This is a genomic window from Pedobacter sp. 01N310 (genome assembly GCF_056399805.1).
Window position 1 is genome coordinate 336673 of sequence record NZ_JBFTSB010000002.1, and the last position, 14221, is coordinate 350893.

9 protein-coding genes are annotated in these 14221 nt (G+C 39.0%); 8 read left to right on the top strand and 1 reads right to left on the bottom strand.

From position 1 onward, the window contains the following. Positions 1-51 precede the first annotated feature (51 nt). The 3 genes from AC1DNH_RS06945 to AC1DNH_RS06955 all read left to right on the top strand — a co-directional run bounded on the left by AC1DNH_RS06945 (position 52) and on the right by AC1DNH_RS06955 (position 5940). Complete coding sequence (locus AC1DNH_RS06945; protein WP_477610009.1) at positions 52-2388, top strand: GAF domain-containing protein; 2337 nt, start codon at positions 52-54, stop codon at positions 2386-2388. Between the two features lie 116 nt (positions 2389-2504). Then, a complete protein-coding gene (locus AC1DNH_RS06950) occupies positions 2505-4214 on the top strand; it encodes a DUF885 family protein (RefSeq protein WP_477625278.1) in 1710 nt (569 codons plus the stop codon). Between the two features lie 403 nt (positions 4215-4617). Continuing rightward, on the top strand, positions 4618-5940 hold the full coding sequence (locus AC1DNH_RS06955) for a DUF6089 family protein (protein WP_477580158.1): 1323 nt from the start codon (positions 4618-4620) through the stop codon (positions 5938-5940). Between the two features lie 318 nt (positions 5941-6258). Here the strand turns inward: AC1DNH_RS06955 and AC1DNH_RS06960 are convergent, their stop codons facing one another. After that, positions 6259-7236 carry a hypothetical protein gene (locus AC1DNH_RS06960; RefSeq protein WP_477580156.1) on the bottom strand — a complete coding sequence of 326 codons (978 nt, stop codon included), beginning with the start codon at positions 7234-7236 and terminating at the stop codon, positions 6259-6261. Between the two features lie 109 nt (positions 7237-7345). On the opposite strand from AC1DNH_RS06960, the gene AC1DNH_RS06965 reads away from it, so the two are divergent. The 5 genes from AC1DNH_RS06965 (at position 7346) to AC1DNH_RS06985 (ending at position 14028) form a co-directional block, all read left to right on the top strand. Beyond that, entirely contained in the window at positions 7346-7780 is a 435-nt protein-coding gene (locus AC1DNH_RS06965; RefSeq protein ID WP_477580154.1) for a MarR family winged helix-turn-helix transcriptional regulator, read from the top strand. A gap of 76 nt (positions 7781-7856) precedes the next feature. Next, on the top strand, positions 7857-10262 hold the full coding sequence (locus AC1DNH_RS06970; RefSeq protein WP_477625279.1) for a 3-hydroxyacyl-CoA dehydrogenase NAD-binding domain-containing protein: 2406 nt from the start codon (positions 7857-7859) through the stop codon (positions 10260-10262). Positions 10263-10412: 150 nt separating this feature from the next. Further along, complete coding sequence (locus AC1DNH_RS06975; RefSeq protein WP_477580150.1) at positions 10413-11588, top strand: acetyl-CoA C-acyltransferase; 1176 nt, start codon at positions 10413-10415, stop codon at positions 11586-11588. Positions 11589-11695: 107 nt separating this feature from the next. Further along, on the top strand, positions 11696-12049 hold the full coding sequence (locus tag AC1DNH_RS06980) for a four helix bundle protein (protein ID WP_477580148.1): 354 nt from the start codon (positions 11696-11698) through the stop codon (positions 12047-12049). 185 nt (positions 12050-12234) lie between these two features. Further along, complete coding sequence (locus tag AC1DNH_RS06985) at positions 12235-14028, top strand: acyl-CoA dehydrogenase family protein (protein WP_477609792.1); 1794 nt, start codon at positions 12235-12237, stop codon at positions 14026-14028. Positions 14029-14221: the final 193 nt, after the last annotated feature.

The following is a 14221-nucleotide window of genomic DNA, read 5'->3' on the forward strand; positions in this document are numbered from 1 at the left end:
TTAGTCAATCTTTTGCAATTCAATTAGTTGTGTGGTTTAAAATTTAAAGAGATGAAAAAGCGCATATTTAATCTTGCCCGAAATTACCCAGATTTACCCCAGGTAGATTCGGCAATCTCTTTTGGCCCTTTTATCAAATACCTGCAGCGAAAAATTAAAGAAGAACGAACTGTAAAATCTACCATTTATAGCAATGCCTTAAAAGAATTTAAAAAACAGGGAATTGATGAACAGGTTATCGCTATCGAAGATATTTATCAGCACGAATTACTGCTGGAACATATGTATGCCTGTCTTTCGCCAGCACTTTTAACAGAAGACCATCAGGCCTGGGGGCTTTGTGCACCAATGCAGCCCATTACTTTTTATGGAACGGAGCTGATGTACGAACTGCTTGAACATGAAGAAAAAGATCAGAATAGTTTTGCCGGGTCAAAAACGCTTGAGCAACATCAGCATGATCGCCTGCATTTTATCTATTCCTTCATTCTTAACGAATTATATGCATTTCATGTGCCTTTAAAAGAAAAATACCATTCAGGCATCAATGCCGATACCGGCTTGCCGGGTTACTTCCATATCGGTGTAAATGCCAGTTTTATCGAAGTTAAGGCTAAGCAGCCATTGCCCGATCTTAGCTACCGGGAGTTACAACTATATTTGAGTGACGAGTCTGGATTGGATAAGCTACAGCAGGTGCTGCCACTAACTCTTTTTGAGCTTAGAGGTATTTCGGTGCTTACCATTACCGATGTTACTGCCAAGCAGGCGGTAGAAAATATTAAAAGTATAAGATTGAGCCGTGTGCCAGGCAGTGAGGGTGTCGCTTATGGAGAGGTGATACAATCGCTTAAAGTGCTGGTGCAAAATGCCAATATCCAGTTCGATCTTTTTCCTTTCGTAAGGGTAAACAACAAAATGGTTTATGGGTATGTAAAAGGCGGAAGCGGTCTGTTGTTTTCTGTATGGGGTGAAGAAACTTTAAGTCCCGAAGCTTTTCGGCAGATTGCCGAAGGTTACGCCGCAAATCCGAATTCCTTTTACTCGCCCGATATCTGGGCCGAAAGCAAAGAGATGTTTCCCTGGTTAGACAGGTTTAGGGAGCTAAATGTAAAATCGATGGCGCTCCTACCTGTATTTCACAACCAGATTTTGGTTGGCGTATTAGGCATGCACACCTGGGTTGGAGAAACTTTCGACGAAAAAAAAATTACTTTATTGGAGCCCGTTTTAGCGCCTATTGCTCAACTCTTACAGGTCTATATCGATGAGTTTAATCTTGAGATTGAAAACATCATCAAAGAAAAATATACCTCTATCCAACCTGCTGTACAGTGGAAGTTTAATGAAGCTGCCTGGCATCACCTTTACAATAAGAAAAGGAATTTGCCACAGCGTAATGAGGATATTAGTTTTGCAGACGTTTATCCCTTTTATGGCGCAATAGATATTAGGAATTCTACTACTGAACGCAATGTAGCCAGTAAGGCCGATCTGAGCCTGCACTTGAGCCTGTTTCGAGAAACGCTGGAAGAGTTGAGCAAAATTTATAGCGATGCTTTGCTGGTAGAAATTATTTTTAACTGCAACAAGTGGAGTGATATTTTACAGGGCGACGAGTTGAACACAACTGATGAAAACAACCTCAATATTTTCCTTAAAGAAGAAACCAGCGATTACCTAAAGCTCATCTCCCAATCGCATCCTGATACCCAAAAGGTAATCGGTAAATATCTCGACCGCATTTCGGTGCCTCATGGCGAAGTGTATAAACACCGTCAGGCGCTGGAAACATCTATGCAGCTGATTAATACAGCCATTAACAATTATTTTGAAAGTGAACGCGAAAAACTGCAGGATTCTTATCCCTGTTATTTCGAAAAATTCAGGACAGATGGTGTTGAATACGATATTTATATCGGGCAGTCTATCGCTCCTGATCGGATTTTTAATCACTTCCATCTTAAAAATCTACGGTTATGGCAACTATCATCAATGGCTGAAATTGCCAAAATGGTTCAGCAGCTCCAGCCCGATCTGGCCGTTAAGTTGGCCACCACACAACTTATCTTTATCCATAACCATCCAATAGACATTAGTTTTAGGATCGACGAGCGGAAGTTCGATGTAGAAGGCGCTTACAATATCAGGTATCAGATGATCAAAAAAAGGATCGATAAGATACTTATTCGCAATTCGCAGGAGCGCCTTACCCAGCCCGATAAACTAGCACTGATCTATTTCAATAAAAGAGATATTGACGATTACCTGCCCTTTGTGAAATATCTGCAGGAAACTGGCGTATTGAAATCTGAAACTGAAGATCTTGATTTGGAAGATTTACAGGGACTAAGTGGATTAAAGGCATTGCGCTTAACTATTTTTTAAACATTTAATTTGGACTTCCTTAGTCTAATATCTTCAATAAGTTACACAGGCACCCTCTGCAAATATTTGGCGGTTTAGCTATATTGCGTTAGCTAATCAAACATGCCCCAATCGCTATGCGCAAACTATTTTCGCTGTTTTTATTTCTAACAGTTACAGTACAATTACACGCTCAAACTAATGAAGCCAGCCTGGTGAGTCCGCTGATTAATCAATACCAATCAGACGAGACCATGTTAAACCGTAAATATACGCTCAAGCGATCGGAAGAATACTTTAAGCGGATGGAACGCTTTTATGCTGAATGGAAAAAACAATTAAAGGCATTGCCTTTTAACAAGCTAACTGTAAATGAAAGGGTAGATTATATTTTGCTTAAACGCGATATCCGATCAGATTCGGCAAGTTTGCAACAGCACTACGCCGAATTTAGAAGCAGTATTTTTACTTTGCCTTTTGCCAAAATACTGTTGGATTTTGAAGCAAAGCGAAGAGTTGGCCAGCAACAAGATGGTAAAATTACCAAAGAACAATTCGAACAACTGAAAGAAGCTATTCAGAAAACCACAAAAGCAGTAGAAAACAAAGACCTGGCAGTTACGCCAGTACAGGCTTCTTGGGCGCAGGAAACCGTTAATCAATATCTGGCTGTATTTACCGAAGCTTATAAGTTTTATGATGGCTACGATCCGCAATTCACCAAAGCCACCAAAGCAGTTTATCCTGATGTAGTAGATGCCGTAAAGGATTATGCTGCTGCACTGGGTAAAATAGCTAAGCCGTCAAATGCCAAAGACGATGGAAGTGGCATTATTGGCAATCCGATAGGAAGAATAGCTTTATTAAGCAGCTTAAAGGATGAGATGATTGCTTATACTCCTGAGCAGATTGAGGCCATTGCCATGAGAGAATTTGCCTGGTGTGATGCCGAAATGCTTAAAGCCTCGCAACAAATGGGCTTTGGTAACGAATGGAAAAAAGCACTTGAAAAAGTAAAAACAGATTATCCTGAATTGGGGAAACAGCCTGAACTGGTTTATGAACTGGCTAATGAAGCCATAGACTTTGTAGAGAAAAATAAACTCATCGCCATTCCAGCCCTGGCTAAAGAAGGCTGGCGCATGCGCATGCTAAGTCCGAAGGAGCAATTATTTGCGCCGTTTTTTCTAGGTGGCGAATCCGTATTAATTGCTTATCCAACAGAAGACATGACCGAGGATGCCAAAATGATGACCTTACGTGGCAATAACAGGCATTTTTCCAGAGCTGTAGTTTTTCATGAGCTTATTCCCGGGCACAACCTTCAGTATTTTATGCAAAGCCGCTACAAGCCTTATCGCAAAGTATTTGGTACACCTTTCTGGACGGAAGGCTGGTCGCTGTATTGGGAGATGTTGCTGTGGGACCAGAATTTTGCAAAATCTCCTGAAGATAAAATTGGAATGCTTTTTTGGCGCATGCACCGTTGTGCGCGTATCATTTTTTCAATGAACTACCATTTAGGCAAATGGACACCTCAGCAGTGTATCGATTTTTTGGTAGATCGTGTTGGTTTTGAACGTGCTAACGCAGAAGCAGAGGTACGTAGATCGTTTACCGGAGGTTATGGGCCATTATACCAAATTGGGTACATGTTAGGTGGATTACAGTTCAGGGCATTGCACAAAGAGCTGGTACAAAGTGGTAAAATGACCAATATTCAGTTTCATAATCGCATACTCCGCGAAAATAATATGCCTGTAGAAATGGTAAGGGCCTTGTTAACCAACCAGCAATTACCCGAAAATTTCAGTACCCAATGGAAATTTGCCGGCGATATCAAATAGTATACAATTTTGGCGGATGTGCTACGGCATGAGGCAATAGATGATCAAAAAAAGGAGTGAAAAATATTTACCCATAATTTGCAGGAGCGACTTACCCTGTCTGATAAATTGGCATTGATCTATTTTAACAAGAAGGGTACCGACAATTACCTCCGCCCGTAAAATGTCAACAGGAAATAGGGGTACTAAAGTCCGAAACTAAAGATTTTGATTTTGGAAGATTAATAAGGTGAGGCGGATTAAAAGCCAGGCGTTTACTATTTATAACTTATTTTTTAGTTTGCCTGTGTGTTGCATTGGCGATTAGTGTTGAAAAGTTGATAAGTATTTTTACATGCTTGTATTTTTGGTATGGCTATTGCAATACGTGTGCCAACGCTTATTCAACGTTAAAAGAAAATTTATGAAACTACAACTATTTAAAACACTCCCAGTTGCACTCGCTGGTTTACTCATCGGGTCGGTTGCTTCAGCTCAAGAAAGCCCTGCAACTTCCGCAACAACGTTCAGAACATGGTCTATCGGTGTAAACGCTGGTGTACTTACTCCATTGTCACCATTAGGTGGGAAAAATGATTTCAGTAATAACAAATCAAGTTTAGGTTATGGCCTTTACATTAAAAAACAATTTACACCTTATTTCTCTCTTCGTTTAGATGGAGTTCGTGGTAAATTAAAGGGAGATAATACCGAGCCTTACGAAAGTGGTTTGGTAAACAACTCTCCAGTAAGAGCATTCGATACAGAGTTATCTTATTCAGGAAGTTTAAATGCTGTAGTAAACATGTTCAATATTGATATGTTTAAAAAAGAGAATACATTACAGCTTTACGCTTCTGCCGGTGCTGGTATCGCGGCCTACAAACCGACCATTACTACAGCAGCTGGAACTTCGACACTTAATGGTGGGGATAACATCAATGAGTTGATTATTCCTGTAGGCTTAGGGGCTAAATTTAAAATTTCTGACGCGGTTAATTTAGATTTAGGCTGGACTATCAACTTTGTTGATGGTGATAACTTAGACGGTTATTATAAAAATGGAAACGATAAATATAACTACGCTTACGCTGGTTTAGAGTTTGCTTTAGGTAGCGGAAAACAATTGGCTTTCCACAATCCGGTAGCTTTAACGTACGATGAAGCTTTAAAAGCAAAACAAACTGCAGAAGGTTTAAAAGCTGATTTAAACGCTCAAAAAGCTGAAAATGCAAAACTACGTTCAGAAATGAACGACATCTTGAAAGATACAGATGGCGATGGTGTTGCAGATAAATTAGACAAATGCCCAGATACACCAGCTGGTACTGTTGTTGATGGTTCTGGTTGTCCGTTAAAAACTCCAGAAAAAGTTGTAGAGAAAGTAATCGTAACCGAAGAAGATCGTAAAGTTGTTAACGAAGCGATTAAAAACTTAGAGTTCGATTTAGGTAAAGCAACCATCCGTTCTAAATCTTATGCTTCTTTAAACAGAGTTGCTGCATTATTAATCCAGAAAAACTTTAGCTTAAAATTAGCTGGCCACACAGATAATACAGGTTCAAAAGAATTAAACTTGCGTTTATCAAAAGATAGAGCAGAATCTGTAAAAGCTTATTTAGTTTCTCAAGGTGCAAATGCATCACGTATTGAGGCTACAGGTTATGGTATGGGTCAACCAATTGCTACCAACAAAACAGCGGCTGGTCGTCAACAAAACCGTCGTGTAGAGTTTACCCTTTACTAGTCTGTTTTAACACACATATTAAAGCGCCCCGAATTTATTGGGGCGCTTTTTTTTATATGCTAAAACCACCTAATGCTAGTCGTCGCGTCTCGCTACGACATAAGATAGTTCTGTAATGTTATGTTAGCATTTTTTAATGTCTTCATGAGACACTAAGACCAGATTAGTGCAAACCAGAGCTTTTTGTTTTAAATAGATTTTTATTTGTACTAGATTTCTACTCGATCGTCATGCTGAATTTATTTCAGCATCTTTCTAGCCAATAGACCCTGAAATGAATTCAGGGTGACGGCACTATTGTTTAATTGCATTTTCATTTTATTTAAGCGAAACAATTACTTTTTTGATTTCGCTTAAATCATTCATTTCAAAATTTGGTGATTGCGGATAAAAACGCTGGTAAATGATTTTATCGTCTTTGCTATCATAAACACTGATTATTTTATCATTAGAACGTTGAGTGTAAACTACATACTTAATATTCGTTTCAGTATTCAAAATTAAACTATCCAATTCCTTGTACGATACAAATTTGAGTTTATAATTATAAGGTTCTAAAACTACCCCCGATTGAGGCAAAAGAGTCAATTTGGATGAGAATACCTGCTTAATATACTCAGGCACATACAGCGTTTCTTTTGTTAATTCTGGTAAACGTACTTTATTGTAAAACTGGTAATCTAAATTACAATCCTTGTTTGCGAGCAATCCATCATTAATCTGTTTTAAATACCCTGTTAAAAATCCTGGCGACCAATTGAGAAAATTCGACTTGTTGTAAAGGGTTGATATAAGGTTATTTCTTATCGCCCTTTTCGAGCCAGTAGTAATGTCCTGAATTTCTATTTGAAGATTGGTACTCCGATCAGCAAAAAGTGTAACCGTCGCAAATACACTTTCTTCCTTTGTTTTAGGTTTTTTGGATGGACTAACCAGCTTTAATGCGTAAACTACGTTTACATTTTTGGTGCTATCCAGCTTATTGGCATAACCATCGAAATAGAAGAACGAATAGTTTGAAAGCGTATCGTAACGGGCAAGTTCTTCGGGTTTAATAATTTTATAAGGTGTAATCGTCCAGTTTTTTTTAATGGCCCGATCAAATTTTTCTAATTCAGCATAATCCGCATACTGTAAAGTAAACAAGGTTGTTGTTTTTTTAAATATCTCTAATTTTTGACTGTTTAAAAGAGCAGCTCCGAAATAAGATACCTGACTTTTACAAATTGTAGCCGATAAAATAAATAGGCTAAATAAGAGAATTCCTCTAGCTTTTAACATATTAAGTGTTTTCATTTTGTGTTTGACTATGATAAGAAAAATTTGACAAATATTTTGAATTTTTCTGTTGCATTAACAAAATACATTCATTAGCTTTGTTATGCAAGCATAATAAATTAGCAAAATGAAACAACAACAAACCATAGATTACCACATTAAGTTTGCCTGGCAAAATATGTTTAATAAGTACAATCAAATGGCATCTGGTTTTGGGATTACCCAGGCCATTGGTTATATGCTTATTAATATAGATGATGCCGAGGGAACTGCGGTTTCAAATTTAGCAGGCTTACTTGGGGTTAAAGCAACCAGTTTATCCCGTATGTTAAATAATATGGAAGAGGCCAACCTTATTTACCGTGAAACATCCGCAGGTGATAAACGATCGGTAAAGGTTTTTCTAACTGATTTCGGTAAAGAGAAAAAACAATTGGCTAAAGGTGTTGTTCGAAAATTTAATGAATATCTCGATGAGCATTTCTCTAAAAAGGAGAAAGAGACTTTTATTAACCTATTGATAAAACTAAATGATATCACGGTAGCCTATACTGTTGATTAACAAATATAACAATCAAATCTGTTTGGTAGGTTGCTACATAAATGATTCTATCAGACTAATGAAAAGCAAATAGATAATGAAACGAAGCATTAATAAAGTTGCAGTTTTAGGTTCGGGTATTATGGGGTCGCGTATTGCATGCCACTTCGCCAACATTGGTGTAGAGGTTTTGTTGTTAGATATAGCCCCCAAAGAGCTAAGTCCCGAAGAGCAGGCAAAAGGATTAACATTGGATAATCCAGCTGTAAAAAACCGGATTGTTAATACAGCTTTGCAAACGGCCGTAAAAACCAATCCATCGCCAGTTTATAGCAAAAAAGCATTAAATAAGATCAAAACTGGAAATTTCGACGATGATATGCCGAAAATTGCCGGTTACGATTGGGTAATTGAAGTCGTGGTCGAAAATCTTGATATCAAGAAAAAAGTTTTCGAGCAGGTAGAGCAGTTCCGTAAACCGGGCACATTGATTACTTCGAATACTTCTGGTATTCCAATCCACTTAATGGCTGAAGGAAGGAGTGATGATTTTAAATCGCATTTCTGCGGTACACACTTTTTTAATCCGCCCCGCTATTTAAAATTGTTAGAGGTTATCCCTACACCACACACGCAACCTGAAATTGTTGATTTTCTGATGCATTATGGCGATAAGTTTTTAGGGAAAACAACTGTTTTATGTAAAGATACTCCAGCTTTTATTGCCAATCGTGTAGGTGTCTATTCCATCATGGCACTTTTGCATTTAGTTGAAAAACTGGATTTGACAGTAGAAGAGGTTGATAAATTTACCGGACCAGCCTTGGGTAGACCAAAATCGGCTACTTTCCGTACTTCGGATGTGGTGGGTTTAGATACCATGATCAAAGTAGCAAAAGGACTTTATGATAACTGTCCGGATGATAAAGCACACGATTTGTTTAAACTTCCAGCATACGTGCAAAAAATGGAAGAGAACAAATGGCTTGGCGATAAAACCAAACAGGGTTTCTATAAAAAAACCAAATCTGCCGATGGTAAAACCGAAATCCTGGCGCTTGATTTAAAAACTTTAGAATACAAAGCACAGCAAAAAGTAAAATCGGCTACCTTAGAAATGACTAAACCGGTTGAAAATCTTCGTGAGCGTATGAAGATTTTTGCCAAAGGAAAAGATAAGGCGGGCGAGTTGTTCCGCCATTCTTCATTTGGTTTATTTGAATATGTATCAGATAGAATTCCTGAAATTTCTGACGAATTGTACCGTATCGATGATGCCATGCGTGCTGGTTTCGGTTGGGAGCTTGGCCCCTTCGAACTTTGGGATGCAGTTGGCGTAAAAGAAGCCATCGAAGGAATGGAGCAATATGGCAATAAAGCTGCGGCTTGGGTACATGAAATGCTCGATGCCGGAAATACTTCATTCTATAAAGTAGAAGATGGCGTTAAAAAATATTACGATATCCCTTCTAAAAGTTATAAAGCCTTACCAGGAACCGATGAGTTCATCATCTTGGATAACCTCCGCGAAAATAAAACCCTTTGGAAAAACTCAGGTGTTTCGATTATCGATCTGGGCGATGGCATTCTGAATGTAGAATTCCACACCAAAATGAATACCATTGGCGGGGATGTGATCTCTGGAATAAACAAAGCGATTGATATGGCCGAGAAAGATTACCGTGGTTTGGTAATCGGCAATGATGGTGCAAATTTCTCTGCCGGTGCAAATGTGGGTATGATTTTTATGATGGCGGTAGAGCAGGAGTGGGATGAATTGAATATGGCGATCAGAATGTTCCAGAATACTTCGATGCGCATCCGTTATTCTTCTATTCCGGTTGTGGTTGCCCCGCATAATTTAACCCTGGGTGGTGGTTGCGAATTCAGTTTACATGCCGATCACGTTCAGCTTTCGGCCGAAACCTATATGGGTTTGGTTGAGTTTGGTGTTGGCGTTATCCCTGGTGGCGGCGGAACAAAAGAATTTGCTTTGCGTGCTTCTGATGAGTATAAAGATGATCAGATTGTGCAAAATGCTTTGAAAGACCGTTTCTTAACCATCGGAATGGCGAAAGTTTCTACTTCTGGTTACGAGGCTTACGAGCTGGGCTATCTGCAAAAGGATAAATTCTCGATTTCAATGAACCGGAACCGCTTATTGGCCGATGCAAAAGCTAAAGCAATAGAATTGGCTGATGCCGGTTATACGAAGCCTGTACAACGCAACGATATCAAAGTATTAGGAAAGCAAGGTTTAGGAATTGTTTATGCTGGTGCAAATAGCATGTATGCGGGACATTTCATTTCTGAACACGATAAAAAAATATCCGAAAAATTAGGTTATGTGATGTGTGGAGGCGACTTATCGGCTCCAACAGAAGTAACGGAGCAATATTTATTGGATCTGGAAAGAGAAGCCTTTTTATCACTTGCAGGTGAGCGGAAATCGTTAGAGCGGATCCAGTCGATAATTACTAAGGGGAAACCGTTGAGGAATTAATGGATACATAGAAATATATGGGGTTTCTGCGACGTCACCCTGAATTTATTTCAGGGTCTTTCCAGGATAGATGCTGAAACAAGTTCAGCATGACGAACGCGAAAAATTAAAAAGATAATATTGGCTATTGCCATAAAAATACTAAAAATAATGGAAGCATATATTATAGCCGGATATCGTACAGCAGTGGGCAAAGCACCCCGTGGCGTATTCCGTTTTACAAGAGCTGATGATTTAGCCGCAGAAGTAATCAGGGCTTTAGTGGCATCGGTTCCGAATTTAGATAACGAACAGATTGATGATGTAATTGTGGGTAACGCTACTCCAGAAGCAGAGCAAGGCTTAAATATTGGCCGTATGATTTCGCTAATGGGTTTGGATACTGATAAAGTTCCTGGTGTTACGGTAAACCGCTATTGTGCATCGGGTTTAGATACCATTGCTACAGCAGTTGCCAAAATTAAGGCTGGCATGGCCGATTGTATTATTGCAGGTGGGGTAGAGGTGATGAGTGGAATGCCTTTTGGAGGTTGGAAGCTTGTACCAAATGCAGAAGTTGCAAAAAACAATCCAGACTGGTATTGGGGCATGGGCTTAACCGCCGAAGCAGTAGCTAAAGAATATAATGTGAGCCGTGAAGATCAAGATGCTTTTTCGTTAAAATCTCATGAAAAAGCTATTCACGCTATAAAAAACGGTCATTTAAAAGACGGTATTCTGCCAATCACAGTAAACGAAAATTACCTCGATGCAAACCTTAAAAAGAAAACACGTTCTTACGTGGTTGATACCGATGAGGGTCCACGTGCAGATACTACTCTAGACAAATTGGCGAAACTGAAGCCCGTATTCGATGCGGTTGGAAGTGTAACTGCTGGTAACTCATCGCAAACATCTGATGGGGCAGCTTTTGTGCTAGTGGTTTCTGAAAAGAAAATGAAAGAATTAAATGCAGAACCGATTGCCAGGTTGGTGAGTTATGGTATTGCGGGTGTTCCGCCACGCATTATGGGGATTGGCCCAATTGAGGCAATTCCAAAAGCGTTGAAACAAGCCGGTTTGAAAAAAGAGGATATCGATTTAATTGAACTGAACGAAGCTTTTGCCTCACAATCGTTAGCCGTAATCAGAACATTAGATTTAAATCCCGACGTAATTAATGTAAATGGTGGTGCAATTGCATTAGGGCATCCGCTGGGTTGTACAGGAGCAAAACTTACCGTACAGATCACGAATGAGCTAAAAAGACAAAATAAAAAGTACGGAATGGTAACCATGTGCGTAGGAACCGGGCAAGGTGCAGCGGGGATATTTGAGTTGTTGTAATTAGTATCAAGATGTGGGTATCAAGTATCGAGATTGAATAATAAGTGTAAACAAGTTTATAAAATCATCCCAGACATATTTGTATTCATAATTTAATACTAAAGCATATGCATAATTTTAAAGAACTAAAAGTTTGGCAAAAATCAATCGACTTAGCTGTTGAAGTTTATAAAGCGACATCACTCTTGCCGAATGAAGAAAGATTTGGATTGATTTCACAAATGAAAAGATGTTGGGTATCAATTTCTTCAAATATAGCTGAGGGTTCTGGTAGAGGAGGTGGTACTCAATTCAAATATTTTTTGAACATAAGCCAAGGTTCAGCTTTTGAGTTAGAGACACAATTGATTATTTCAAACCGACTTGAATTACTAGATGATGAATTATCAGCCGATTTGATTGAGAAAACTACTGAGATTCAAAAAATGGTTTATGCTTTGGATAGAAGTATCAAAGTATAAGCATTAAGGTTTGAGTATAAAGTGTCCAGATTGAATAAAAGAAATAATAGAAAAAATAATAAAGCGATATCAAGTTTTGAACACAGTTTTGATGCCTGATAATAGCTGCATAATATTGAAATTTAGTGATATCTAGTGTTAAGCTTTGTCTTGATACCTAATACTCGCTACTAGATACTAAAACAATGGAAACAACTGAAAAAAAGACAATTAAAGGCGGTGAATTCTTAATTAAGGATACCACTTATCAGGAAGTATTTATCCCTGAAGAATTTGATGAAGAGCAGCAGATGATTGCACAAACCTGTCGCGATTTTCTGGCGGCTGAGGTTTATCCCAATTTAGATAAAATTGACAAACAGGAAGATCCTGAACTAATGCCAACACTCTTAACCAAAGCTGGTGAACTGGGTATTTTAGGCGTTTCGGTACCGGAAGAGTATGGCGGTTTTGGTAAAAACTTCAATACTTCCATGTTGGTTGCAGATGTGGTAGGTGCAGGCCACTCTTTCGCCGTTGCACTTTCTGCTCATACCGGAATTGGTACCTTACCAATTTTATATTATGGTAATGAAGCGCAAAAAGCAAAGTATATTCCTAAACTCGGTTCGGGTGAATGGAAGGCTGCTTATTGCTTAACCGAACCAAACTCGGGTTCGGATGCGAACTCTGGTAAAACCAAAGCCACGCTGAGCGCCGATGGTAAACACTATATCATCACAGGACAGAAAATGTGGATTACCAATGGTGGTTTTGCCGATATTTTTATTGTTTTCGCTAAAATTGACGATGATAAAAACTTAACTGCATTTATTGTAGAGAAAGATTTCGGTGGCATAACCATGAATCCCGAAGAACATAAAATGGGTATTAAAGGTTCATCAACCCGTCAGGTTTTCTTTAATGATTGTCCGGTGCCAGTCGAGAACATGTTGAGCGATAGAGAAAACGGTTTCAAAATAGCGGTTAACATTTTAAATATTGGCCGTATTAAATTATCGGCGGCAGCTATTGGTGCTTCAAAAGCAACTTTAAATACTGCGATTAATTATTCGAATGAGCGGATCCAGTTTGGTCGCCCGATTTCTAAATATGGCGCTATCCGTTTTAAAATTGCAGAAATTGCCGCCAAACTTTACGCTGTTGATGCGGCGAACTACCGTGCAGGTCAGAATATTGATGATACTTACGATCAACTGGTTGCGGGTGGAATGGAATCTGGTAAAGCGAGGTTAAAATCTGTGGAGCAATTTGCGGTAGAGTGTGCCATTTTAAAAGTATGGGGTTCTGAAGCTTTAGATTATACTGTGGATGAAGGTGTGCAGATTTACGGTGGCATGGGCTTTAGTGCCGATGCGCCAATGGATAGGGCGTACCGTGATGCACGTATCAACCGGATTTTTGAAGGTACAAACGAAATTAACCGTTTGCTAACCGTTGATATGATGCTGAAACGCGCCATGAAGGGTGAACTGGATTTAATGACACCAGCTACAGCAGTTGCAGCCGAATTAATGAGCATCCCTGATTTTGGCGAAGAAGATACCACCTTGTTTGCTGCAGAGAAAAAAGTGCTCTCGAATTTGAAAAAAGCAACTTTAATGGTGGCTGGTGCTGCGGTTCAAAAATTAATGATGACCTTAAGCAAAGAGCAGGAAATTTTAATGAACATTGCAGACATGGCCAGTTATGTTTATGTGCTTGAATCTGCACTGTTGAGAACAGAAAAATTAGCAAGCACCCGCGGAGAAGAAGCCATTGCGGGTCAATTAGATCTATTAAGAATTTATTTGGTAGAAGCGGTTGATGGTATAGCCAAAGCGGGTAAAGAAGCGCTTTGGGCATTTGCCGAAGGTGATGAGCAACGTATGATGCTTGTTGGTTTACGCCGTTTTACCAAAGTAGAGCCATTTAATGTTAAAGATGCCCGTCAAAGAGTTGCCCAACAGCTTATTGAAGCAAATAAGTATATTTTTTAAGGTAGGTTTAGGGTAGAGGGTTTAAGGTTTAGGGTTTGGGTGCATTAACTCAGGCGCTAAACCTTTTTTGGTTTTTAATACATAGTGTATTTTTCATATGAGTTGTTTTTTATCTTATTTTGTCATGTTGAGCCTGTCGAAACACCTTAATCTGAATTTTAACAAATGCTTCGTTCCTAACATTGATAGATTC

Excerpts from the sequence above, each read along its gene's own strand:
- AC1DNH_RS06975 (WP_477580150.1), top strand. The coding sequence starts at position 10,413 with ATGGAAGCATATATTATAGCCGGATATCGTACAGCAGTGGGCAAAGCA.
- AC1DNH_RS06970 (WP_477625279.1), top strand. The coding sequence starts at position 7,857 with ATGAAACGAAGCATTAATAAAGTTGCAGTTTTAGGTTCGGGTATTATG.
- AC1DNH_RS06945 (WP_477610009.1), top strand. The coding sequence starts at position 52 with ATGAAAAAGCGCATATTTAATCTTGCCCGAAATTACCCAGATTTACCC.
- AC1DNH_RS06965 (WP_477580154.1), top strand. The coding sequence starts at position 7,346 with ATGAAACAACAACAAACCATAGATTACCACATTAAGTTTGCCTGGCAA.
- AC1DNH_RS06955 (WP_477580158.1), top strand. The coding sequence starts at position 4,618 with ATGAAACTACAACTATTTAAAACACTCCCAGTTGCACTCGCTGGTTTA.
- AC1DNH_RS06950 (WP_477625278.1), top strand. The coding sequence starts at position 2,505 with ATGCGCAAACTATTTTCGCTGTTTTTATTTCTAACAGTTACAGTACAA.
- AC1DNH_RS06960 (WP_477580156.1), bottom strand. The coding sequence starts at position 7,236 with ATGAAAACACTTAATATGTTAAAAGCTAGAGGAATTCTCTTATTTAGC.
- AC1DNH_RS06980 (WP_477580148.1), top strand. The coding sequence starts at position 11,696 with ATGCATAATTTTAAAGAACTAAAAGTTTGGCAAAAATCAATCGACTTA.
- AC1DNH_RS06985 (WP_477609792.1), top strand. The coding sequence starts at position 12,235 with ATGGAAACAACTGAAAAAAAGACAATTAAAGGCGGTGAATTCTTAATT.